The sequence below is a fragment of the Pseudomonas sp. SJZ074 genome (assembly GCF_007828215.1).
Taxonomy (GTDB): domain Bacteria; phylum Pseudomonadota; class Gammaproteobacteria; order Pseudomonadales; family Pseudomonadaceae; genus Aquipseudomonas.
Window position 1 is genome coordinate 93,367 of the sequence record NZ_VIUE01000015.1, and the last position, 23,295, is coordinate 116,661.

Sequence of the window (23,295 nt, forward strand, 5' to 3'; positions counted from 1 at the left end):
TAATTACTCGAACCAGTGGGCTCGGGCGGCCATGATCAACTTGCCGGCACGATCATCGTCAATGCCGTCGATGTCGAGCAGGTCGTCAATAGACTGCTCGGCCAGGTCTTCGCGGGTAATTACGCCGCGCACCGCCAGTTCCATCGCCAAATCCTTGTCCATACCCTCAAGCGAGAGCAGGTCTTCGGCCGGATGGGCGTCTGCCAGCTTTTCCTCAGTAGCGATGGCTTTGGTCAACAAACGATCCTTGGCCCGAGCACGAAGCTCGTTGACGATATCTTCGTCAAAGCCGTCGATGTTGAGCATCTCCTCCACCGGCACGTAGGCAATCTCTTCCAGGCTGGTAAAGCCTTCATCCACCAGCACCTGCGCCAGTTCTTCATCGACTTCGAGCTCTTCGATAAAGTTGCGCAGGATGTCACCGGTTTCAGCTTGCTGCTTGGCCTGGATGTCCGATTCGGTCATCACGTTCAGGGTCCAGCCAGTCAACTGGCTGGCCAGACGCACGTTCTGACCACCGCGGCCGATGGCCTGAGCCAGATTGTCTGCGCCAACGGCGATGTCCATGGCGTGGGCATCTTCGTCAACGATAATGGCCGCCACTTCGGCTGGCGACATTGCGTTGATCACGAACTGAGCCGGGTTATCGTCCCAGAGAACGATGTCCACACGCTCACCGCCCAACTCGCCGGATACGGCCTGGACACGCGAACCGCGCATGCCGATGCAGGCACCTTGCGGGTCGATGCGCTTGTCCTTGGAGCGGACCGCGATCTTGGCACGCGATCCCGGATCACGGGAGGCAGCCATGACTTCGATCAGGCCTTCGGCGATTTCCGGCACTTCGATGCGGAACAGCTCGATCAGCATTTCCGGCGCGGTACGCGACAGGATCAGCTGCGGGCCGCGGTTCTCGGTGCGGATTTCCTTGAGCAGCGCGCGCAGTCGCACGCCCACCCGGAAGGTTTCGCGAGAAATGATGTCTTCACGAGCCAACAGCGCCTCGGCGTTGTTGCCCAGGTCGACGATCACGTTGTCGCGGGTGACCTTTTTCACGGTACCGGAGATGATCTCACCCAGCTTCTCGCGATAAGCGTCAACCACTTGCGCGCGCTCGGCTTCGCGGACCTTCTGCACGATGACCTGCTTGGCAGTCTGTGCAGCGATGCGACCAAACTCGATGGACTCGATCTTTTCTTCGACGACATCACCGACCTTGGCACCAGGATGCGTTTGCGCAACCTTGCTCGGCCAGGTCTCGATAGCCGGATCATCCAGATCGGCTTCCTCTACTACCGTCCAGCGACGGAAAGTCTCATAGGAACCGGTGTGGCGGTTGATTTCCACACGCAAATCAACTTCGTCTTCAAACCGCTTCTTGGTAGCAGTGGCCAGAGCCAGCTCCAGCGCTTCAAAAATAACGTTAGCCGGTACGCCCTTTTCATTGGATACCGACTCAACAACCAGCAGTACTTCTTTGCTCATCGTACGCCTCGCCTTTCGCAAGCCATTGGATCCGCGGGATCCGCAGTATCTGGCACGTATCAGTCAAAACTGGGAATAATGTTGGCCTTGTCGATCATATCGATCGGCAACAGGAACTCATGGTCATCTACCTGCACCACGACATCCTGTTCTTCTACACCGCGCAGAAGGCCTTGAAAGTTGCGTCGACCCTCGAAGGGCGAGCGCAGCTTGATCTTCACTTGTTCACCGGCAAACGAAGCGAACTGTTCAAGGTTGAACAGTGGGCGTTCCATGCCGGGCGAGGAAACCTCAAGGGTGTATTCGGTGCTGATTGGATCTTCAACATCCAACACACCGCTGATCTGACGGCTGACGATGGCGCAATCATCCACCAACACGCCGCCTTCCTTATCGATATAAACGCGCAACAGTGAGTGGCGACCTTGAGCCGAAAACTCAATACCCCAGCATTCATAGCCAAGGGCCACGACCACCGGGGCCAACAAGGCCTGCAACTGTTCTAGCTTGCTCGACACCTGAACCCCCTCGTGCATGTTTGTGCATGCTGTGCAAATAAAAAAAAATGGGCGAATCGCCCATCCCTGAAACGCCGTTGAACAGCGGCGTTATAAAGTGTCCAGCTAACAAAAAGCCCCTTGGAAGGGGCCCTAAAACTGGTTGCGGGAGCCGGATTTGAACCGACGACCTTCGGGTTATGAGCCCGACGAGCTACCAGGCTGCTCCATCCCGCGACAAAGCTGGGGCGGAAGTATACGACCGATCCTTTACAGGGTCAATGTAACCCTTCCACCTACAGGAAAGCCCGCTATTGCGGGCTTTCCTGATTCAATTGGTACCGAGAAGGGGACTCGAACCCCTACACCCTATGGGCACAACCACCTCAAGGTTGCGTGTCTACCAATTCCACCACCTCGGCAATACAGCGTTTGAAATCTTCTTACTTCTGCTCTTGAGCTGGAGGCACGTCAGTCGCCGGGTTGGCCGACTTTTGCTCTTGAAGCACCGGGACATCATCAGAAGCCGGTTGTTGCTTTGGCGCTTCCAATACCGCCGGGCTTGGCAAACCTACTTGAGTCAGCTCATGAGCTTTCTCTTTAGCAAAGTAACCTAACCCTAAGCTGGTCATGAAGAAACCGGCGGCAAGTATAGCAGTAAACTTACTAAGAAAGGTAGAGGAACCTTGGCTTCCGAATACAGTATTTGAAGCACCTGCACCGAAAGACGCACCAGCATCCGCACCTTTACCCTGCTGCAGCAATACCAGAGCAACTACGCCCAATGCACCCAGCAGATGAAAAACGACTACGACTGTTTCCAGCATTTTTTCAGTTTCCCGCGGCGCGACAGATCGCACCGAACTCATCTGCATTCAGGGAAGCTCCACCAATGAGCCCCCCATCGATATCCGGCATGCCGAACAGTTCGACCGCATTGGCCGCCTTCACGCTGCCGCCGTATAGAAGCCGCACACCTCGTGCCACTTCAGAATTCTCTGCCGCCAACTGGGCGCGGATGGCGGCGTGCACATCCTGCGCCTGTTGCGGCGAAGCAGTCAGCCCGGTGCCAATGGCCCAGACCGGCTCGTAAGCTATGACTGCCTTTGCAAAAGCACCGACACCCAGGTCTTCGATGATGCTGCCCAGCTGACGCCCGACAACTTCAAGGGTCTTGCCGGCTTCACGCTGCTCAAGGGTTTCCCCTACGCACAACACCGGAACCAGACCGCAGGCCTGAGCCGCTGCAAACTTGCGAATCAGGGCCTTATCTTGCTCACCCATGATCATGCGGCGCTCGGAGTGCCCGACAAGAACCAGAGAACATCCTGCATCCACCAGCTGACTTGGCGCAATTTCACCGGTCAGCGCACCTTGCATGGATTCCACCGCAGAATTCTGCGCACCGATCGAAATCGACTTGCCCTTCAAGCCATCAATCACTTGATTGATATACAAGCAAGGCGGGAATACCGCGACATCAACACCGCTTGGCAAGGCCAGATGACGAAGGCCATTGATCAGCTCAGCGACGCTGGCGCGGGTACCGTGCATCTTCCAGTTACCAGCTACCATAGGGCGACGCATGCTGTACCTCGTCGGTCAAAGTGGGCGCAGATGTTACCCAACCGTTTCATGACTGGCAAGCCGAATTCAGGCAGAAACTTCAGTAACAAGCTTCGCCAGTTCTTCGGCATAACCGCGAACCTGGGCTTCGTCCTCGCCCTCGACCATGACACGCACGAGGGGCTCCGTGCCGGACTTGCGCAGCAGCACCCGCCCACGCCCCGCCATCGCCTGGGTCACCCGCTCGCTGGCTTGCTGGACAGTGGCGTGCTCGATGGGGTTCGCCCCGCCACCAAAACGCACATTGATCAGCACCTGCGGACATTTGCGCAACGTCTGGCGCGACAGCGCGAGGCTCTCGTTGCGGGCCTTGAGCGCCATCAGTACCTGCAATGCGGCAATGATCGCATCACCGGTGGTGGTGTGATCGAAGCACACGATGTGACCGGAGTTTTCGCCCCCGATGACCCAATTGCGTTCCAGCAGCTCCGAGATGACATAGCGATCACCCACGTTGGCCCGCACGAATGGGATATCCAGGTCGGCAAGCGCCAGCTCGAGCCCGAGATTGCTCATCAGCGTGCCGACCACGCCCCCCTGCAGCTTGCCGCGCTCATGCAGATCCCGCGCGATGATGAACAGCAGCTCATCGCCATCAACGACAGCCCCAGTGTGATCCACCATCAGAACCCGGTCACCGTCGCCATCGAAGGCGATCCCGAGATCGGCCTGTTCGGCCAGGACCGCCGCCTGCAACGCGTCGGTATGAGTGGAACCACAGTTGTGGTTGATGTTCAGCCCGTTAGGCTGGGCGGACAGCACCACTACCTCGGCGCCCAACTCGCGAAATACACTCGGTGCGACTTTATAGGTTGCACCGTGGGCGCAATCGACGACGACCTTCAAGCCCGCGAAGCTGGTACCGGTGGGCACGCTGCCTTTGCAGAACTCGATGTAACGACCCGACGCATCGTTGATCCGCGATACCTTGCCGATCTTGCTCGACTCAACAACTGTCATCGGCGTATCCAGCAGCTCTTCGATCATCAGCTCGACTTCGTCAGGCAACTTGGTGCCCTTGCCGGAGAAAAACTTGATGCCATTGTCATCATGGGGGTTATGGGAGGCGCTGATCACGATACCCGCCTGCGCATGGAAGGTGCGCGTCAAGTAGGCGATGGCTGGTGTCGGCATTGGCCCCAGCAACATCACATCGGCGCCCGCCGAGGTCAGGCCAGCTTCGAGAGCCGACTCGAACATATAGCCCGAAATTCTCGTGTCCTTGCCGACCAGCACCTTACAGGCGCCCATCTTGCGGAACGCCATGCCGGCAGCCCAACCGAGTTTGAGCATGAAATCAGGGGTAATAGGGTATTCGCCGACCCGACCACGGATACCGTCGGTGCCAAAATATTTCTTGCTCATAAGCGCTCCGTCATTCTTATTCGGCTGAATCTACCGCTGCGATCATCCGCACGACATCCATCGTTTCGGCCACATCGTGCACACGTAATATGCGCGCACCTTTTGTAATAGCCAGGGCCGCAAGAGCGAGACCACCAAACAGTCGCTCGCCCACCGGGCGCCCCAAGGCATTGCCTATCATGCTTTTCCGGGACACTCCGACCAACAGCGGTCGACCCAGGGCATGCAAGGCGTCCATATGCTTGAACAGGCTAAGATTATGATCCAGGGTCTTGGCAAAGCCGAAACCGGGATCCAGCACCACCCGCTCGGCAGGAATACCCGCCAACGCGCACTGATTCATGCGTTCGGCCAGGAACTTGCCGACTTCCCTGGTTACATCGTCATAGCGAGGGTCGTTCTGCATGGTTCCCGGCTCGCCGAGCATATGCATCAGACACACCGGCAATCCGGTAGCCGCCGCGGCATCCAGGGCTCCATCGCGCTGCAGGGAGCGGACATCGTTGATCAAGCCCGCTCCCAACCGAGCCGTTTCACGCATGACCGCCGGCGTGGACGTATCGACCGAGATTATGACATCCAGTTCACGGCGTATACGCTCGACCACCGGGGCCACTCTTTCCAGCTCCTCGACAGGCGAGACAGCACGCGCACCCGGCCGGGTCGACTCGCCGCCGACATCGATCAGCGTCGCACCAGCTGCCACCATGGCCTCGGCATGCCGTAGCGCGGCATCGAGCTGACCAAACCGGCCGCCATCGGAAAAGGAATCGGGAGTGACATTGAGGATACCCATGACATGCACATGGGCCAAATCAAGAACCCGGTTGCCACAAGGCAACCGGGTCGAGGACTGAACAGAAGTCATTTCAAGCCTTAGACATCAGCAGCTGGACCGCCGATCGGTGCTTCCGGACGCTCGCCCTGCACCGCCGGAGGCGTACCAGGAGTACCCGTACCACCGGTCCAATCCCGTGGCTCACGGGGCGGACGACCCGCCATGATGTCATCGATCTGCTCGGCATCGATGGTTTCATACTTCATCAAGGCATCAGCCATGGCGTCGAGCTTGTCACGGTTATCCGTGAGGATCTGCTTCGCCGTGCCGTAGCACTGGTCAATGATGCTGCGCACTTCGGAGTCGATCAGCTTGGCCGTCTCACCGGAGAAGCTTGCATGCTGGCCACTGCCGCCACGACCCAGGAACACTTCGCCTTCTTCCTCGGCATACATCAGCGGACCGAGCTTCTCGGAAAGGCCCCACTTGGTCACCATGTTCCGTGCGATCTGGCTGGCACGCATGATGTCGTTCGATGCACCAGTGGTTACACCATCGAAGCCCAATGTCATCTCTTCGGCGATACGGCCACCGTAGAGCGAACAGATCTGGCTGATCAGCGCCCGCTTGGACAAGCTGTAGCGATCTTCTTCCGGCAGGAACATGGTCACACCCAGCGCACGACCGCGGGGGATGATAGAAACCTTGTAGACCGGATCGTGCTCAGGCACGACGCGACCGACGATGGCATGGCCCGCCTCGTGGTAAGCCGTGTTCTGCTTTTCTTTTTCCGACATGACCATGGATTTGCGCTCGGCGCCCATCATGATCTTGTCTTTGGCCAGTTCGAACTCTTTCATCTCCACCACGCGTTTGCCGGCGCGAGCGGCGAACAACGAGGCTTCGTTGACCAGGTTGGCCAGGTCGGCACCAGAGAAGCCCGGTGTACCACGGGCGATAACCGCCGCAGCCACATCGTCACCCATCGGGACTTTACGCATGTGGACCTTGAGGATCTGCTCACGACCGCGAATATCCGGCAACCCCACCACGACCTGGCGGTCGAAGCGCCCCGGACGCAGCAACGCAGGGTCGAGCACGTCTGGACGGTTGGTGGCAGCAATGACGATGATGCCGTCGTTCATTTCGAAGCCGTCCATCTCCACCAGCAACTGGTTGAGGGTCTGCTCACGCTCGTCGTGACCGCCGCCCATGCCGGCGCCACGGTGGCGACCGACGGCGTCGATCTCGTCGATGAAGATGATGCAGGGCGCGTGCTTCTTGGCCTGTTCGAACATGTCGCGAACACGGCTGGCACCCACACCCACGAACATTTCAACGAAGTCGGAACCGGAAATGGTGAAGAACGGCACCTTGGCTTCGCCGGCGATGGCCTTGGCCAGCAAGGTTTTACCGGTACCCGGCGGGCCGACCATCAGCACGCCGCGAGGGATACGACCGCCCAGGCGCTGGAATTTACCCGGATCACGCAGGAATTCGACCAGCTCACCCACTTCTTCCTTGGCTTCGTCACAGCCAGCGACGTCTGCCAGGGTGGTTTTAACCTGGTCTTCGGAAAGCAGCCTTGCCTTGCTCTTGCCGAAACTCATCGGCCCTCCCTTGCCGCCGGCACCACCCTGCATCTGGCGCATGAAGAACATGAACACCGCGATGATCACCAGGATCGGGAAGCTGGCCACGAGGAGCTGGGTCCAGATGCTTTGTTGCTCAGGCTGCTTGCCTTCGACCACGACATGGTTGTCCACCAGATCACCGATCAGGCCGTTGTCCTGGATGGCCGGACGAATGGTCTTGAAGCTGTCGCCATCGGTACGCTTGCCGGTGATGACATAGCCATCGACGGCAACGCGCTCGACCTTGCCATCCTTGACCTGTTGAATGAAGTCGGAATAGTTGAGGGTCTGCGGCTCGTTAGGGCTGGAGAAGTTGTTCATCACGGTCACAAGGACAGCGGCGATGATCAACCACAGGATCAGATTCTTTGCCATATCGTTCAATTAACTACCCTCTGAAGCAAGCTCCGCTATTGGCGCGCGCTTCGCATGATATTCACCGGCCTAACTTACTACATTACCTACGACTCTGGCAGGCGCCGTCTGTAACCCTTTGTGAAACTTTGACCGCGTAATTTTCGTTACACGACTTTCGCAATGCGAGACAAAAAAAACTATCGACCCGTATTAAAGACGCTCATCGCTGGCTGCGCCTTCAATTCCGCGAAAGCCCCGCGCCAGCAGATACTGCTCGCGAGAGCGGTCACGGGACGACAATGGCTTGCGCATCTGCACCTTGTCGAACAGTTTGCGGATGCCCTTGTGGTATTCGTCGAAACCTTCACCCTGGAAGACCTTGATCAGAAAATCACCGCCCGGACGCAGAACCCGCCCGGCAAGATCCAGGGCCAGTTCGCTGAGAAACATTGCACGAGGCATGTCGACAGCCGCTAATCCACTCATATTGGGGGCCATATCGGAAATCACAAGGTCGACCTGCGTATTTCCGACGGCCTCCAGGATTTTTGCCAGGACGGCGTCTTCCGTGAAATCGCCCTGGATGAAGGTCACATCAGGGATGCTGTCCATTTCCAGGATGTCGGAAGCGATCAATCGTCCTTGACCGCCGATCAGACGACTGGTCACCTGGGACCACCCGCCCGGCGCGGCGCCGAGGTCGATCACGGTCATGCCAGGACGGATCAAACGATCCTTTTCCTGGATCTCCAGCAATTTATAGCTGGCACGAGAACGATAGCCGTCCTTCTGCGCCATCTTGACGTATGGATCGTTGAAATGCTCTTTGAGCCAGTTCAGGCTAGTCTTGGAACGGGCCACAGGCCACCTCTACATAAAACGGGTCGTGATTAAGTGGGCGGTCCCGGACTCGCTCGGGTAAACTGGCCGCCGCTTTTTTACAAGATCAGACGCAGGGGTCAGATTATGCCGCTCACTCAAGAGCAGAAGAAACAATACAAATCCATTGGCCACCACCTGAAACCGGTTCTGATTGTGGCGGACAACGGCTTGACTGAAGGTGTACTGGCCGAGCTGGAACGCGCATTGAGCGATCACGAGCTGATCAAGATCAAGCTCAACATCCTCGACCGCGAAGCCCGCCTGGCTGCCATTGCAGAACTGTGCAAGACCGGCAAGGCAGACCTGGTACAGGTCATCGGTAAGATGGCATTGCTTTACCGCAAGAACTTCAGCGTCAACAAGCAACTGTCGAACGTTCACCGCTTCAAGTAACGACAAAGGGTCAAGGGTGCGCTTCGCGCACCCTGCCACTCCATCCAGGCACCGGCTGCAACACCAGCACCAATCCGGAAAGCCCCAACACTACGTAGCTGAACACCCGCCACTGGCTTGCGTCCGGCCAGCCGAGACTCACCGCCAGAAACATTCCACAGGCATACAACGACATGAGCAGCAATTGCCCACGAATGTCGCGCCATAGGCTGGCACGGCCCTCAGCCTGAACCAGCACCAAAGCCTGGAATATTACACAGACTGCTGAGAACGCCACCATCAGTGCCGTCAGCATGCCCACAATTTCGTCGATCAGCAGCGGTGCCAGGCCGATTCGTCCCAGCACCGGCAGCAGACCGATGTGCAGCAGCCAAAGGCCGCCAACCCACAGCATCTGGGCAAGCTGCCAAAGCATGGCGCCCGCACGCAACGGGCGCCTTCGTTCAGACGTGACGGACTTCGACAATCTCATACTCGATGACGCCACCCGGCGTCTTCACCGTCACCACATCCCCCTCTTCCTTGGCGATCAAGGCGCGAGCGATAGGCGAACCAACGGAAATCTTGCCGAGTTTGATGTCCGCCTCGTCCTCACCCACGATCTGGTAAGTCACGCTTTCATCGGTCTCGACGTTGGCGATCTCCACGGTGGTGCCGAAGATGACCTTACCGGTATGCGGAATCGTCGTGACATCGATGATCACCGCATTCTGCAAGCGGCCTTCGATGTCTCGTACCCGCGCCTCGACCATACCCTGCTCTTCACGGGCTGCATGGTATTCGGCGTTTTCCTTGAGATCGCCCAGTTCGCGGGCCTCACCGATCGCCTGGCTCAAGCGCGGACGCTCGACCTTGGTCAGGTGCGCCAGCTCATCTTCCAGGGCGCGAGCGCCCTGAACAGTCATGGGGTACTTGGTTATGCTCATGCCTTCAATCCTGCATGTAGATCCTGCAAGCGACGGACGGTCTTCTCGGGACCGAACTTGAGCGCTTCGCAGATCGCTTCGCCCGCAGCAATCGTGGTGGTGCAATAGATTTTGTGCTGCAGCGCATTGCGACGAATGGAGTAGGAGTCGGCGATCGACTGACGGCCTTCGGTGGTGTTGATGATCAGCGTGACCTCGTCATTCTTGATCATGTCGACCACATGCGGACGCCCTTCAGTCACCTTGTTCACGCGGCGCACTTTCAGCCCCGCCGCCTCGATCAGCCTGGCGGTACCGGCAGTGGCAACCACTTCGAAGCCCAAGTTGATCAGATCACGGGCCACGCCTGCAACCAGTGGCTTGTCGTCATCACGTACGCTGATGAACGCCGTGCCGCCAGTCGGCAACACTTCGCTGGCACCCATCTGGGCCTTGGCAAAGGCTTCGCCGAAGGTATCGCCCACGCCCATCACTTCACCGGTGGACTTCATTTCCGGGCCGAGGATCGGGTCCACGCCTGGGAACTTGGCGAACGGGAACACCGCCTCTTTCACGCTGTAGAAGTTCGGAATGATTTCCTTGGTGAAACCGAGTTCTTTCAGGGTCTTGCCAGCCATGACTCGCGCCGCGATCATCGCCAGGGAAACACCGATGCACTTGGAGACGAACGGCACGGTCCGGGAAGCGCGCGGGTTGACTTCGATGACATAGATGTCTTCGCCCTGCAGGGCCAGTTGCACGTTCATCAGGCCGACGACGCCCAGCTCCAGGGCCATTTTCTTGACCTGCTCGCGCATCTCGTCCTGGATGTGCGCCGGCAGCGAGTAAGGCGGCAGCGAACAGGCGGAGTCACCGGAGTGAACGCCGGCCTGCTCGATGTGCTGCATGATCGCGCCGATCACCACGTCCTTGCCGTCACTGACCGCGTCCACGTCCATTTCAATGGCGCAGTTGAGAAAGTGGTCCAGCAGCACCGGGCTGTCGTTGGACACCTGGACCGCTTCGCGCAGGTAGCGCTTGAGCTCTTCTTCTTGGTAGACGATTTCCATCGCACGGCCGCCCAGTACATAGGACGGGCGCACCACCAGCGGATAACCGATCCTGGCGGCGGCGCGAATCGCTTCGTCTTCGCTGCGCACGGTGGCGTTTGGCGGCTGACGCAGGTTCAGGCGCTCGACCATCTGCTGAAAGCGCTCACGATCTTCGGCGCGGTCGATGGCATCCGGGCTGGTACCGATGATCGGTACGCCAGCAGCTTCCAGGGCGCGAGCCAGTTTCAGTGGAGTCTGGCCGCCATACTGAACGATCACGCCTTTCGGCTTCTCGACACGGACGATTTCCAGCACGTCTTCCAGGGTCACTGGCTCGAAGTACAGGCGATCGGAGGTGTCGTAGTCGGTGGACACGGTTTCCGGGTTGCAGTTGACCATGATGGTCTCGTACCCGTCGTCGCGCAGGGCCAGCGCCGCGTGTACGCAGCAGTAGTCGAACTCGATACCCTGGCCGATCCGGTTAGGACCGCCACCCAGGATCATGATCTTGTCCCGGGTCGATGGCGCGGCTTCGCACTCTTCTTCGTACGTGGAGTACAGGTAGGCGGTATCGGTGGCGAACTCGGCCGCGCAAGTGTCGACGCGCTTGTAGACCGGGAACACTTCCAGCTTGTGGCGATGGGCCCGCAGGCTCTTCTCGGTCACACCCAGCAGCTTGGCCAGGCGCATGTCGGAGAAACCCTTGCGCTTGAGGCGGAACATCGTGTCGCGGTCGATGCTGGACATGCCCAGGGTCTTGACCTTCTCTTCTTCCTTGATCAGATCTTCGATCTGCACCAGGAACCAAGGGTCGATCATGTTCATGCCGAAGATCTGCTCGACGGTCATGCCGGCACGGAAGGCATCGGCCACGTACCAGATACGCTCGGCGCCCGGCACGGTCAGCTCGCGCTTGAGCTCGCTCATGCTTTCCGGGTTGCTCAGGTCCAGTTTCGGATCGAGGCCGCAGACACCCACTTCCAGGCCGCGAAGGGCTTTCTGCAGGGACTCCTGGAAGGTCCGGCCGATGGCCATGACTTCACCGACCGACTTCATCTGAGTGGTCAGGCGGGCATCGGCCTTGGCGAACTTCTCGAAGGCGAAGCGTGGCAGCTTGGTCACGACGTAGTCGATGGACGGCTCGAAGGACGCCGGGGTCTTGCCGCCGGTGATGTCGTTCGACAGTTCGTCCAGGGTATAACCCACGGCCAGCTTGGCAGCGACCTTGGCAATCGGGAAGCCGGTGGCTTTCGAAGCCAGGGCCGACGAACGGGAAACCCGCGGGTTCATCTCGATGACCACCATGCGGCCAGTATTCGGGCAGATGCCGAACTGGACGTTAGAGCCGCCGGTTTCCACGCCGATCTCACGCAATACCGCCAGGGAGGCGTTACGCAGGATCTGGTATTCCTTGTCGGTCAGGGTCTGGGCCGGTGCGACGGTGATCGAGTCGCCGGTGTGCACGCCCATCGGGTCGAAGTTTTCGATGGAGCAGACGATGATGCAGTTGTCCTTTTTGTCGCGGACAACCTCCATCTCGTATTCTTTCCAGCCGATCAGGGATTCGTCGATCAGCAGTTCCTTGGTCGGCGACAGGTCCAGGCCACGGGCGCAGATTTCTTCGAACTCTTCACGGTTGTAGGCGATGCCACCACCGGTGCCGCCCATGGTGAAGGACGGACGGATGATGCATGGGAAGCCGAGCTTCTCGAGGACCGCGTTGGCCTCTTCCATGCTGTGGGCGATGCCCGAGCGTGGGCATTCCAGGCCGATGGCTTTCATTGCCTTGTCAAAGCGCGAACGATCTTCGGCCTTGTCAATGGTGTCGGCGTTGGCGCCGATCATTTCCACACCGAATTTTTCCAGGACGCCTTCGCGTTCCAGGTCCAGGGCGCAGTTCAGCGCCGTCTGGCCGCCCATGGTCGGCAACAGCGCATCGGGACGCTCTTTCTCGATGATCTTGGCAACGGTCTGCCATTTGATCGGCTCGATGTAGGTGGCGTCGGCCATGGCCGGGTCGGTCATGATGGTGGCCGGGTTGGAGTTCACCAGGATGACGCGATAACCCTCTTCGCGCAGGGCTTTGCAAGCCTGGGCGCCGGAGTAGTCGAATTCGCAGGCCTGGCCGATCACGATCGGGCCAGCGCCGAGAATCAGGATGCTTTTTATGTCTGTACGTTTTGGCATGGGTTTGTCACTCAAATCCGCAGGTCAGTCGGCTAGGCCGTCGAACAATCTTTGAAGCGCCCGCGGGGGCCGCCGCACTCGGGGCCGCCCTCGGGCTTCACGCGGTCAGCGTCGCTTGGCCATCTCATTGATGAAGCGATCGAACAGCGGCGCCACATCGTTCGGGCCCGGGCTCGCTTCAGGGTGGCCCTGGAAGCTGAACGCGCTCTTGTCGGTGCGCTCGATGCCTTGCAGCGTACCGTCGAACAGCGACTTATGGATCGCACGCACGTTGGCCGGCAGGGTCGCTTCATCCACCGCGAAGCCGTGGTTCTGGCTGGTAATCATCACCACACCAGTGTCCAGGTCCTGGACCGGGTGGTTGGCACCGTGGTGACCATGACCCATTTTCAGGGTCTTGGCACCCGACGCCAGGGCCAGCAGCTGGTGACCGAGGCAGATACCGAACACCGGGATCTCGGTTTCCAGCACATCCTTGATCGCCTGGATCGCGTAGTCGCAAGGCTCAGGGTCACCCGGGCCGTTGGACAGGAACACACCATCGGGGTTGAGGGCCAGAACGTCAGCCGCCGGGGTCTGCGCCGGCACCACGGTCACGCGGCAACCGCGCTCGACCAGCATGCGCAGGATGTTCACTTTGACGCCGTAGTCGTAGGCGACCACGTGGTACGGCAGCTCGGACGCTTCGATCGTCGGGTGGCTGTCGGTCTTCAGGCTCCAGACCGAGGAACGCCACTCGTACTGCTTCTGAGTGCTGACGACTTTCGCCAGGTCCATGCCCTTGAGACCCGGGAAGCCCTGGGCGGCGGCGATGGCGGCGGCTTCGGAGATATTGTCGCCGGCCATGATGCAACCGTTCTGCGCGCCTTTCTCCCGGAGGATACGGGTCAGGCGACGGGTGTCGATCCCTGCGATTGCCACGACGTTGTTGGCTTTCAGGTAATCGGACAAGGACATCGTATTACGCCAGTTGCTCGCAACCAGCGGCAGGTCACGGATGACCAGGCCGGCAGACCAGACGCGATCGGACTCGGCATCTTCCGGCGTGGTGCCGGTGTTGCCAATGTGCGGGTAAGTCAGGGTAACGATTTGCTGGGCGTAGGAAGGATCGGTAAGAATTTCCTGATAGCCGGTCATTGCGGTGTTAAACACCACCTCACCAACGGTCTGACCGTCGGCTCCAATGGCTTCGCCGCGAAAAATGCTGCCATCAGCAAGGGCGAGTATGGCTGGCTTAGTCAAGAAGACCTCCCGTAAATAAAGCCTGAAAGGGCGATCGCAGGTTGTAAAAAAGCGGAGTGACGTATGGACACGTCACCCCGCTTTTTTCACTGAATTATTCTGCGCGCTTTTAGTGGACACACTAAAGCTGTAGCTTACAGAAAAAGGCTTTTTTGGTCCACCGCTAATGAGCCTTAAAGGCAGAGGAATGCGACAGGGCGTCGCGAAGCGGTGTCAAACGGGGCCGCAGTATACACTGAACCCCGCTTTCATTGGCATCAACGCAGGTCGAGTACGTCCTGCATATCGTACAAACCAGGCTCGCGACTATCCAGCCACAGCGCGGCCCGGACAGCACCCTTGGCGAAGGTCATCCGGCTGGAAGCCTTGTGGGTGATCTCCAGGCGCTCGCCCTCGGTGGCGAACAGCACCGTATGATCCCCCACTACATCACCACCGCGCACCGTAGCGAAACCGATGGTTTCCCGCTCACGGGCGCCGGTATGCCCTTCGCGCCCATAGACGGCCACGGCCTGCAGGTCGCGCCCCAGCGCCTCGGCAATCACTTCGCCCATGCGCAGGGCGGTTCCCGAAGGCGCATCGATCTTGTGCCGGTGATGCGCCTCGATGATCTCGATATCGGCGTCATCCCCCAGGACTCGGGCAGTCAGGTCCAGCAACTTCAACGACAGGTTCACTCCGACGCTGAAGTTCGCCGCGAACACGATCGGAATGTCCTTGCCTGCATCGGCCAGCAACTGCTTCTGCGCAGCGTCCAGCCCTGTGGTACCGATGACCATCGCCTTGCCATTCTTGCGGCAGATGGCGAGGTTCTTCAGCATTACCTCCGGCAAGGTGAAATCGATCAGCACATCGAACTCGTCGAGCACTTTTTCCAGGCCACCAGACATCGGCACACCGATGCGCCCCAGCGACGCCAGCTCACCCGCATCGGCACCGACCAACGTGCTGTCGGGCCGAACGATGGCAGCCGTCAGGCCGGAGAGCGGCGAACGCTGCTGCACCGCCTCCACCAACGCCTTGCCCATGCGCCCAGCGGCGCCCATCACAGCTATACGTCGCATGCGACCTCCTTACAGATCGCCGAAGAAGCGCTTCACGCCTTCGAACCAACCGGTGGTTTTTGGCGAGTGGCTGTTGTCGTCCGCCAGCGAGCTGCGGAACTCTTCCAGCAATTCGCGCTGGCGCCGGCTGAGGTTGACCGGCGTCTCGACCGCAACACGACACATCAGGTCGCCCGCACCGCCGCCGCGCACAGGCGCAACACCCTTGCCGCGGATCCGGAACTGCTTGCCGGTCTGTGTGCCCTCGGGGATTTTCAGCTTCACGCGACCGTCGAGCGTTGGAATCTCGAGTTCGCCACCCAACGCGGCATCGACGAAACCGATCGGCACTTCGCAGAACAGGTGTTTGCCGTCGCGCTGGAAAATCGAGTGCTCACGCACGTTGATGACGACATAGAGGTCACCGGTCGGGCCGCCCTGGGCACCCGCCTCGCCTTCGCCGGACAGGCGAATGCGGTCACCGGTATCGACGCCGGCCGGCACTTTCACCGACAGGGTCTTGTATTCCTCGACGCGCCCTTCGCCATGGCAGGAATCGCATGGGTCGGAAATGATCTTGCCCTGACCATGGCAACGCGGGCAGGTCTGCTGCACCGAGAAGAAGCCCTGTTGCATGCGAACCTGGCCGATACCGCCACAGGTCGGGCAAGTGACAGGCGAGGAGCCCTTCTTGGCGCCCGAACCATCGCACGGCTTGCAATTGACCAGCGTCGGCACGCGGATATTGACGGTCGTGCCACGCACCGCCTCTTCCAGGTTCAACTCCAGCGTGTAGCGCAAGTCGCTGCCACGCTGGGCGCCACCACGGGCACCGCCGCGACCACCACCGAAGAAATCGCTGAACACGTCGCCGAAGATGTCGGAGAAGTTCTGCCCGCCAAAACCGGCACCGCCGCCCCCCATGCTCGGGTCGACACCGGCATGCCCGTACTGGTCGTAAGCCGCGCGCTTGCTGGAGTCGGACAGCACTTCGTAAGCCTCGTTGGCTTCCTTGAACAGCTCTTCCGACGCTTTATCGCCTGGATTACGATCCGGGTGGTGCTTCATCGCCAGGCGACGATAGGCCTTTTTCAGATCCGCCTCGCTGGCCCCCCGCTCGACACCCAATACTTCGTAGAAATCACGCTTTGCCATTAGTCTTTGCACTCTTTTAGGACGTCCGGCAAAGCTCTCCTGAGCCTCGCCCAACTCGTTGAGCCCCTACAGGCCCGGACCCAACCACGTCGATTCAGCGATCCCGGTCTCAGGCCCAAAACGAAAAGCAGGAGCTTTCCCGATTACGCCATCAGCACCCGAACGTTGTCGCATGCTGTAAAAATTCATGGGTTCCAGACACGCCAACGCGGGAGCAAGCTCCCGCGCGGCGACATCCTACCAGCCACCGCACAAACGCAGTCAACCGGCCAACCAACAAGCGATTACTTGTGCTCTTTCACTTCTTCGAACTCGGCGTCGACGACGTCGTCGGCTTTTTCGGCCGATTCGCCTTGCTGCGCGGCGCCTTCAGCTGGCTGAGCCTGCTCGGCGTACATCTTCTGGGCCACTGGCGCGGAGACCTTGGACAGCTCTTCGATCTTCGCTTCGATGGCAGCCTTGTCGTCGCCTTTGACGGCAGCTTCCAGGGCAACCACGGCCGCTTCGATGGCAGTTTTCTCTTCAGCGGTCACTTTTTCGCCGGCGTCAGCGATCATCTTGCGAGTCGAGTGCACCAGAGCATCACCCTGGTTGCGGGCACTGGCCAGCTCTTCGAACTTGCGGTCTTCCTCGGCGTTGACTTCAGCATCGCGAACCATCTGCTGAATTTCTTCCTCGGACAGGCCGGAGTTGGCCTTGATCACGATCGACTGGGTCTTGCCGGTGGCCTTGTCTTTCGCGCCGACGTGCAGGATGCCGTTGGCGTCGATGTCGAAGGTCACTTCGATTTGCGGCACGCCACGTGGCGCTGGCGGAATCTCGGCCAGGTCGAACTTGCCCAGGGACTTGTTCTGGGCAGCCTGCTTGCGCTCGCCTTGCAGGACGTGGATGGTCACGGCGCTCTGATTGTCATCAGCGGTCGAGAACACCTGGGATTTCTTGGTAGGAATCGTGGTATTCTTCTCGATCAGCGCGGTCATCACGCCACCCATGGTTTCGATACCCAGGGTCAGCGGGCTGACGTCGAGCAGCAGAACGTCCTTCACATCACCGGCCAGAACGGCGCCCTGGATGGCAGCACCCATGGCAACGGCTTCGTCCGGGTTCACGTCTTTACGGGCTTCTTTACCGAAGAAATCGGTCACCAGCTTCTGCACCAGCGGCATACGGGTCTGACCGCCTACCAGGATCACGTCATTGATCGAGCCAACGTCGATACCGGCGTCTTTCATCGCGATACGGCAAGGTTCGATGGTGCGTTGAACCAGGTCTTCCACCAGCGCTTCGAGCTTGGCGCGGGAGATTTTTACGTTCAGGTGCTTAGGACCGGTGGCGTCTGCAGTGATGTACGGCAGGTTCACATCGGTCGACTGGCTCGAGGACAGTTCGATCTTGGCTTTCTCAGCGGCTTCTTTCAGGCGCTGCATCGCCAGCGGATCGCCCTTGAGGTTCATGCCGGTTTCTTTCTTGAACTCGTCGACGAGGTAGTCGATCAAGCGGATGTCGAAGTCTTCACCACCGAGGAAGGTGTCGCCGTTGGTTGCCAGAACTTCGAACTGGTGTTCGCCATCGACTTCAGCGATTTCGATCACGGAAACGTCGAAGGTACCGCCGCCCAGGTCATAGACGATTACGGTGTGATCACCCTTGGCCTTGTCCATGCCATAGGCCAGAGCCGCGGCAGTTGGTTCGTTGATGATGCGCTTGACGTCCAGGCCCGCGATGCGGCCGGCGTCTTTGGTCGCCTGGCGCTGGCTATCGTTGAAATAGGCAGGAACGGTAATAACGGCTTCAGTCACTGCTTCGCCGAGGTAATCTTCGGCGGTTTTCTTCATTTTCTTCAGGATTTCAGCCGAGATCTGTGGCGGCGCCATTTTCTGGCCGTTCACTTCAACCCAGGCATCGCCGTTGTCAGCCTTGGCGATTTTGTAAGGCACCATCTTGATGTCTTTCTGAACGACTTCTTCGTCGAACTTACGACCGATCAGACGCTTCACCGCATACAGGGTGTTATGCGGATTGGTCACTGCCTGACGCTTGGCCGACTGGCCAACCAGAATCTCGCCATCGTTGGCGTACGCGATGATCGATGGCGTGGTGCGCGCGCCTTCGGCGTTTTCAATGACTTTGGCCTTGCCGTTTTCCAGCACGGAGACGCACGAGTTGGTGGTCCCCAGGTCGATACCGATAATCTTGCCCATGTTAACTCTCCCGGAACTTGGATTTTGTTGCCGCGGCAGTGGTGGCTAACCGCGGTAGCACTTAAACGCTTGACTTCTTAATGGGGCCGCTACGGCCGATTTCAAGCCTGTTCATCAATAGAAGGTGAAACCGGTGCTGGCGCCTTGCTGACCACGACCATGGCCGGGCGCAGCAGACGACCGTTGAGCAGGTAACCTTTCTGGAAAACCTTCAGAACGCTGTTTGGCTCGGCGTCGGCACTTTCCTGCATCGCCATGGCCTGGTGGTGCTCGGCGTTGAAGGGTTCGCCATGGGGATCGATGGCTTCGAGCTGATAGCGCTTGAGGGTGTCCTGGAACATTTTCAGGGTCAGCTCGATGCCTTCGCGCATCGGACGAATGTTCTCGTCGTCCGGATTGGACAACTCCAGGCCGCGCTCCAGGCTGTCAATGATCGGCAGCAGGTCGCCGGCGAAGCGCTCCAGGGCGAATTTGTGAGCTTTCTCCACATCCTGCTCGGCGCGACGGCGGACGTTCTGCAGGTCGGCTGCTACACGCAACGCCTGATCCTGCGCACCGGCCAGTTGCTCTTCGAGCACTTGTACACGGGCCGCCAGATCACCACCCGAATCCTGGGAGGTCTGATTGGCCTCTTGGTTTTGCGTATCCTGCGTCTGTTCGTCAGCCATAGTTCTCTCCTCTCAACTTCGTCCGCGAGCTCGACTCGCGCTTCTGCCCCCGTATATGGGGCCGGGTTTTCCAGCTTCAAGGGGCGCTCGACGAATTGACCTTACAAAAAGCAATTGCATACCTATTACCTACCGCACTAAGAAATTCACTCCATCAAGCAAATCGAGCTAAGCGAGGGCATTGTCAGTCCGAAACAAAACACTGTATAAATAACCAGACTTAACGCCTGGGAGCGGCTTTATGCTGGTGCACCTGTCCGTACACAACTACGCCATCGTCGAACACCTCGACCTCGAACTTGACCGGGGTATGAGCGTGATTACCGGTGAGACCGGGGCCGGCAAGTCGATCATGCTCGATGCCCTGGGCCTGACACTGGGTGATCGCGCCGACAGCGGCGTCGTACGCCCCGGAGCAGACAAGGCCGACATCCTGGCGACCTTCGACCTGGTCGACATCCCCGAAGCCAGCACCTGGCTGGCCGAGCGCGACCTGGACACCGATGGCCTGTGCATCCTGCGCCGGGTCATCACCGCCGAAGGCCGCTCCCGAGGTTACATCAACGGCACGCCCTGCCCCCTGGGTGACCTCAAGGCCCTCGGGGAACTGCTGATCGACATCCACAGCCAGCACGAACACCAGTCGCTGCTCAAGACCGACACCCATCGTCGCCTGCTCGATGAATATGCCGGCGCCACGGACCTGGCCCGCCAGGTCCAACTGGCCGCCCAACGCTGGCGCCAGACCCGGCAGGAACTGGATCGGCTCTCCAACTCCGGCGACGAACAGCGTGCCCGCCATCAATTGCTGAGCTATCAGCTCGAAGAGTTGGAGAACCTGGCCCTGGGGGAAAATGAACTGGAGGAGCTGGAGCAGGAACACAAGAACCTGACCAATGCCGAAACCCTGTTGGGCATCTGCCGGCAAGTCGTCGAGCAATGCAGCGAAAGTGATTCGGGTAACGTACTCAATGCACTGACAGCGAGCCTGAACCGACTCACCAGCGTGAACAATTCCGTCGGTGCCCTGAGCGAAGCGACCAACCTGCTGACCAGCGCGCAGATCCAGGTTGAAGAAGCCGTCGGGGAGTTGAACCGATTCCTCGATCATTTCGATGCCGACCCGGCGCGCCTGCAATATCTGGAAGAGCGCCTGGACACTATCTATACCCTGGCCCGCAAACACCGTATCCAGCCCACCGACGTCATCGAACTGCAGCAACGCCTGCTGGAAGAGCTGGAAACCCTGAACGCCAACGATGAGTCCATCGAGCGCCTGGGGGACGAGCTGGCTTCCTATGCCCGTCATTACCATGAGAGAGCCAAAGAGCTCAGCGAACTGCGCCGCATGGCCGCAACCGGGCTGGCCAGCGCGGTGGAGCAGGAAATCCAGCGCCTGGGCATGCCGGGGGGGCGCTTCACCATTGAACTGCGCCCCAACGCAGGCGACGAACTTCAGCCTAACGGGCTGGAGCAGGTAGAGCTGCTGGTCAGCGCCAACCCCGGCCAACCGCTCAAGGCACTGGCAAAAGTCGCGTCCGGCGGTGAGTTGTCGCGAATCAGCCTGGCCATTCAGGTCATCACCGCCCAGACCTCACGCGTACCGACGCTGGTATTCGACGAAGTGGACGTGGGGATTGGCGGACCGACGGCAGAAATTGTCGGGCAGCTACTGCGCAGGCTCGGGGAGCGTGGCCAGGTGCTGACGGTCACTCACCTGCCTCAGGTCGCCGCACAAGGCCATCAACATCTATTTGTCCATAAAGTGCGCGGCGAGGATGCCACCCGTACCGCAGTGTCCAAGCTCAACAAAAACGAACGCGTGGAAGAAGTGGCGCGGATGCTGGGAGGGATCGACCTCACCAAGGAATCCCTGGCCCATGCGAAGAAAATGGTGGTTGCGGCAAAAAGCTGACAACCATCACAAAGCAAGAAGGCGACCCTGAGGTCGCCTTCTTTCGTTTCGGGAGCCAGGGCTCACTCAACATGCTTATTTAAGTTTGCGTACATGCAAGACGAGATGATGATCGATCAGCTCGAAACCATGATCCGCGGCAATTGCTTTTTGCAGCTTCTCGATTTCAGGACTGACGAACTCAATGACCTCACGGCTCTCAACATCCACCATGTGATCGTGATGCTCTCCATCCGCCAATTCGAAGACCGCATGACCGCCATCGAAATTATGGCGAGCCACGAGGCCGGCAGCCTCGAATTGGGTCAGAACACGGTAAACCGTGGCCAGACCGACGTCCTCACCCGCTTCCATAAGGGCCTTGTAGACGTCTTCGGCACTCATGTGCCGCTGCTCGGTGGAGTCGAGCATTTGCAGAATCTTGACCCTTGGCAGTGTCACCTTGAGGCCGGCTTTGCGTAGTTCGCTATTTTCAACCATGGTCAGCTTTCTCGCGATGCTGCTTCGCAGCTTCTCTTAATGCGGGTATGATCGGCGTTTACGTTGTCCCAGCCAAGATAGTGGAAGTCGCCCACCGATGCAAAACACCAAGCTCTTGCTAACCAGTTTCACCTTCGTGGGACTGCTCGCACTCGCCGGTTGTTCATTCCCCGGGGTTTACAAAATCGACATCCAGCAGGGCAATGTCGTGACGCAGGACATGATAGACCAGTTACGCCCGGGAATGACCCGCCGGCAAGTACGGTTTATCATGGGTAACCCCCTGCTGACCGACACGTTCCACGCCGATCGCTGGGATTATCTCTACAGCTTGCAGCCTGGCGGCGGTGAGCGCCAGCAAGAACGCATCAGCGTTATCTTCAATGCCAATGATCAACTCGTCAGCCTGTCAGGCGATTTCATGCCCGGCGTGAGTCGCGACGAGGCCATCATGGGCAAGGACAGCGGCACGACGGTCACGCCGGCCGAGAACGGCGAGAAGGCGAAACCGGAAAAACCGGTCAAGCCAGGTTCGTTGCTGGACCAGATCCAGAAGGATGTGGACAGCGTCGAAACCGTCCCCGTCCCGACACCAGAACCACTGGACACCACGCCGCAATAAATCGCGACATGAAAAAACCCGGCATGCCGGGTTTTTTATTGCCTTCAATCCAGATCCGATTATTGATTCTGCTTACGGGCCTCGGCAGCCTTGGCCGCGCGCAGGCGACGGATTTCCTTCGGATCCGCCAGCAACGGCCGATAAATCTCAAGCCGATCACCCGCCTGGACCGTCTGGCGCTCCGGATCGGCAATCACCTTGCTGAAAATCCCCACCGGACATGTGGCCAGGTCGAGCTCGGGGAACTCATCGGCAATGCCCGATGCAGCCAGCGCAGCGCGAACCGTCGTGCCTTGTGGCACTGCAAATGCCCGCAAGACCTGACGCTGGACAGCGGCATAGACCACTTCTATCTCGATCAACGCTTGAGCTCTGCATTTTGCTTGGCGCGCTGGCAGAACGCGTCGACCAGGGTATTGGCCGCCTGATTGAACAACGGCCCCAGCGTGGCCCGAACCAGTGGGCCTGCATAGTCGAACGACAGATCCAGACTGATCTTGCAGGCCTTCTCTCCCAACGGCTTGAACACCCAGATACCGTGAAGCTGGTTGAAAGGCCCTTCTTCCAGGTTCATTTCGATGGACTGACCCGGCACCAGAGTATTGCGGGTCACGAAATGCTGGCTCAGCCCGCCCTTGGCGACGTTGAGGCTCGCACGCATATGGGTCTCGGAGCTCTCGAGCACCTCGGCGGACGAGCACCAGGGCAGGAACTGCGGATAACTCGCCACATCGTTGACCAGGTCGTACAGCGCTTGCGCCGGATAAGGCAGCAAGGCCGAGCGTTGAATATGTGTCGTCATGTAAGC

General features: G+C 59.2%; 22 protein-coding genes and 2 tRNA genes. 3 read left to right on the top strand and 21 right to left on the bottom strand.

Annotated elements, in window-relative coordinates:
* Positions 1 to 3 precede the first annotated feature (3 nt).
* The 10 genes from nusA to rlmE form a co-directional block, all read right to left on the bottom strand.
* Positions 4 to 1,485, bottom strand: coding sequence for a transcription termination factor NusA (nusA, locus tag FBX99_RS16835; protein WP_144930236.1), 1,482 nt, complete (start codon positions 1,483 to 1,485; stop codon positions 4 to 6).
* 59 nt (positions 1,486 to 1,544) lie between these two features.
* Entirely contained in the window at positions 1,545 to 2,003 is a 459-nt protein-coding gene (gene rimP, locus FBX99_RS16840; RefSeq protein ID WP_047699697.1) for a ribosome maturation factor RimP, read from the bottom strand.
* Positions 2,004 to 2,142: 139 nt separating this feature from the next.
* Positions 2,143 to 2,219 (bottom strand) — tRNA-Met (locus tag FBX99_RS16845).
* Positions 2,220 to 2,318: 99 nt separating this feature from the next.
* Positions 2,319 to 2,404, bottom strand: a tRNA-Leu gene (locus FBX99_RS16850).
* 21 nt (positions 2,405 to 2,425) lie between these two features.
* The gene (gene secG / locus FBX99_RS16855; protein WP_055127902.1) at positions 2,426 to 2,809 is read right to left on the bottom strand and encodes a preprotein translocase subunit SecG; all 384 of its coding nucleotides are present in this window, start codon (positions 2,807 to 2,809) and stop codon (positions 2,426 to 2,428) included.
* Between the two features lie 4 nt (positions 2,810 to 2,813).
* Positions 2,814 to 3,569: a triose-phosphate isomerase gene (gene tpiA, locus FBX99_RS16860; RefSeq protein ID WP_144930235.1), complete on the bottom strand. Its 756-nt coding sequence runs from the start codon at positions 3,567 to 3,569 to the stop codon at positions 2,814 to 2,816.
* 66 nt (positions 3,570 to 3,635) lie between these two features.
* Complete coding sequence (gene glmM, locus FBX99_RS16865; RefSeq protein ID WP_144930234.1) at positions 3,636 to 4,973, bottom strand: phosphoglucosamine mutase; 1,338 nt, start codon at positions 4,971 to 4,973, stop codon at positions 3,636 to 3,638.
* A gap of 16 nt (positions 4,974 to 4,989) precedes the next feature.
* On the bottom strand, positions 4,990 to 5,841 hold the full coding sequence (folP, locus tag FBX99_RS16870) for a dihydropteroate synthase (protein WP_144930233.1): 852 nt from the start codon (positions 5,839 to 5,841) through the stop codon (positions 4,990 to 4,992).
* An 8-nt stretch (positions 5,842 to 5,849) separates the two neighbouring features.
* Complete coding sequence (gene ftsH, locus FBX99_RS16875) at positions 5,850 to 7,760, bottom strand: ATP-dependent zinc metalloprotease FtsH (protein ID WP_144930232.1); 1,911 nt, start codon at positions 7,758 to 7,760, stop codon at positions 5,850 to 5,852.
* Positions 7,761 to 7,952: 192 nt separating this feature from the next.
* Positions 7,953 to 8,603, bottom strand: coding sequence for a 23S rRNA (uridine(2552)-2'-O)-methyltransferase RlmE (rlmE, locus tag FBX99_RS16880; protein ID WP_144930231.1), 651 nt, complete (start codon positions 8,601 to 8,603; stop codon positions 7,953 to 7,955).
* Positions 8,604 to 8,708: 105 nt separating this feature from the next.
* On the opposite strand from rlmE, the gene FBX99_RS16885 reads away from it, so the two are divergent.
* Positions 8,709 to 9,017, top strand: coding sequence for a YhbY family RNA-binding protein (locus FBX99_RS16885; protein ID WP_024779952.1), 309 nt, complete (start codon positions 8,709 to 8,711; stop codon positions 9,015 to 9,017).
* A 10-nt stretch (positions 9,018 to 9,027) separates the two neighbouring features.
* Here FBX99_RS16885 and FBX99_RS16890 read toward each other — a convergent pair whose 3' ends face one another.
* From FBX99_RS16890 to grpE, 8 genes are all read right to left on the bottom strand, one after another.
* Positions 9,028 to 9,432: a hypothetical protein gene (locus FBX99_RS16890; RefSeq protein WP_047699402.1), complete on the bottom strand. Its 405-nt coding sequence runs from the start codon at positions 9,430 to 9,432 to the stop codon at positions 9,028 to 9,030.
* Between the two features lie 28 nt (positions 9,433 to 9,460).
* Entirely contained in the window at positions 9,461 to 9,937 is a 477-nt protein-coding gene (gene greA / locus FBX99_RS16895) for a transcription elongation factor GreA (RefSeq protein ID WP_047699695.1), read from the bottom strand.
* 2 nt (positions 9,938 to 9,939) lie between these two features.
* The gene (gene carB, locus FBX99_RS16900) at positions 9,940 to 13,161 is read right to left on the bottom strand and encodes a carbamoyl-phosphate synthase large subunit (protein ID WP_144930230.1); all 3,222 of its coding nucleotides are present in this window, start codon (positions 13,159 to 13,161) and stop codon (positions 9,940 to 9,942) included.
* 105 nt (positions 13,162 to 13,266) lie between these two features.
* On the bottom strand, positions 13,267 to 14,403 hold the full coding sequence (gene carA / locus FBX99_RS16905) for a glutamine-hydrolyzing carbamoyl-phosphate synthase small subunit (RefSeq protein WP_047699397.1): 1,137 nt from the start codon (positions 14,401 to 14,403) through the stop codon (positions 13,267 to 13,269).
* 257 nt (positions 14,404 to 14,660) lie between these two features.
* Positions 14,661 to 15,467, bottom strand: a complete 807-nt coding sequence (dapB, locus tag FBX99_RS16910) for a 4-hydroxy-tetrahydrodipicolinate reductase (RefSeq protein WP_144930229.1) — start codon at positions 15,465 to 15,467, stop codon at positions 14,661 to 14,663.
* Between the two features lie 9 nt (positions 15,468 to 15,476).
* The gene (gene dnaJ / locus FBX99_RS16915; protein WP_047699393.1) at positions 15,477 to 16,601 is read right to left on the bottom strand and encodes a molecular chaperone DnaJ; all 1,125 of its coding nucleotides are present in this window, start codon (positions 16,599 to 16,601) and stop codon (positions 15,477 to 15,479) included.
* 284 nt (positions 16,602 to 16,885) lie between these two features.
* Complete coding sequence (gene dnaK / locus FBX99_RS16920) at positions 16,886 to 18,802, bottom strand: molecular chaperone DnaK (protein WP_144930228.1); 1,917 nt, start codon at positions 18,800 to 18,802, stop codon at positions 16,886 to 16,888.
* A gap of 101 nt (positions 18,803 to 18,903) precedes the next feature.
* A complete protein-coding gene (grpE, locus tag FBX99_RS16925) occupies positions 18,904 to 19,470 on the bottom strand; it encodes a nucleotide exchange factor GrpE (protein WP_144930227.1) in 567 nt (188 codons plus the stop codon).
* A gap of 241 nt (positions 19,471 to 19,711) precedes the next feature.
* Here grpE and recN point away from each other — a divergent pair, with 241 nt between their 5' ends.
* On the top strand, positions 19,712 to 21,385 hold the full coding sequence (gene recN, locus FBX99_RS16930) for a DNA repair protein RecN (protein WP_145132216.1): 1,674 nt from the start codon (positions 19,712 to 19,714) through the stop codon (positions 21,383 to 21,385).
* Between the two features lie 75 nt (positions 21,386 to 21,460).
* Here recN and fur read toward each other — a convergent pair whose 3' ends face one another.
* Entirely contained in the window at positions 21,461 to 21,865 is a 405-nt protein-coding gene (gene fur / locus FBX99_RS16935) for a ferric iron uptake transcriptional regulator (RefSeq protein WP_144930225.1), read from the bottom strand.
* Between the two features lie 97 nt (positions 21,866 to 21,962).
* On the opposite strand from fur, the gene FBX99_RS16940 reads away from it, so the two are divergent.
* Positions 21,963 to 22,487, top strand: a complete 525-nt coding sequence (locus FBX99_RS16940) for an outer membrane protein assembly factor BamE (RefSeq protein WP_041025007.1) — start codon at positions 21,963 to 21,965, stop codon at positions 22,485 to 22,487.
* A 59-nt stretch (positions 22,488 to 22,546) separates the two neighbouring features.
* Here FBX99_RS16940 and FBX99_RS16945 read toward each other — a convergent pair whose 3' ends face one another.
* The gene (locus FBX99_RS16945; RefSeq protein ID WP_144930224.1) at positions 22,547 to 22,849 is read right to left on the bottom strand and encodes an RnfH family protein; all 303 of its coding nucleotides are present in this window, start codon (positions 22,847 to 22,849) and stop codon (positions 22,547 to 22,549) included.
* Positions 22,846 to 23,289 carry a type II toxin-antitoxin system RatA family toxin gene (locus tag FBX99_RS16950; protein WP_041025009.1) on the bottom strand — a complete coding sequence of 148 codons (444 nt, stop codon included), beginning with the start codon at positions 23,287 to 23,289 and terminating at the stop codon, positions 22,846 to 22,848. Before FBX99_RS16950 ends, FBX99_RS16945 begins: the two co-directional genes overlap by 4 nt.
* Positions 23,290 to 23,295: the final 6 nt, after the last annotated feature.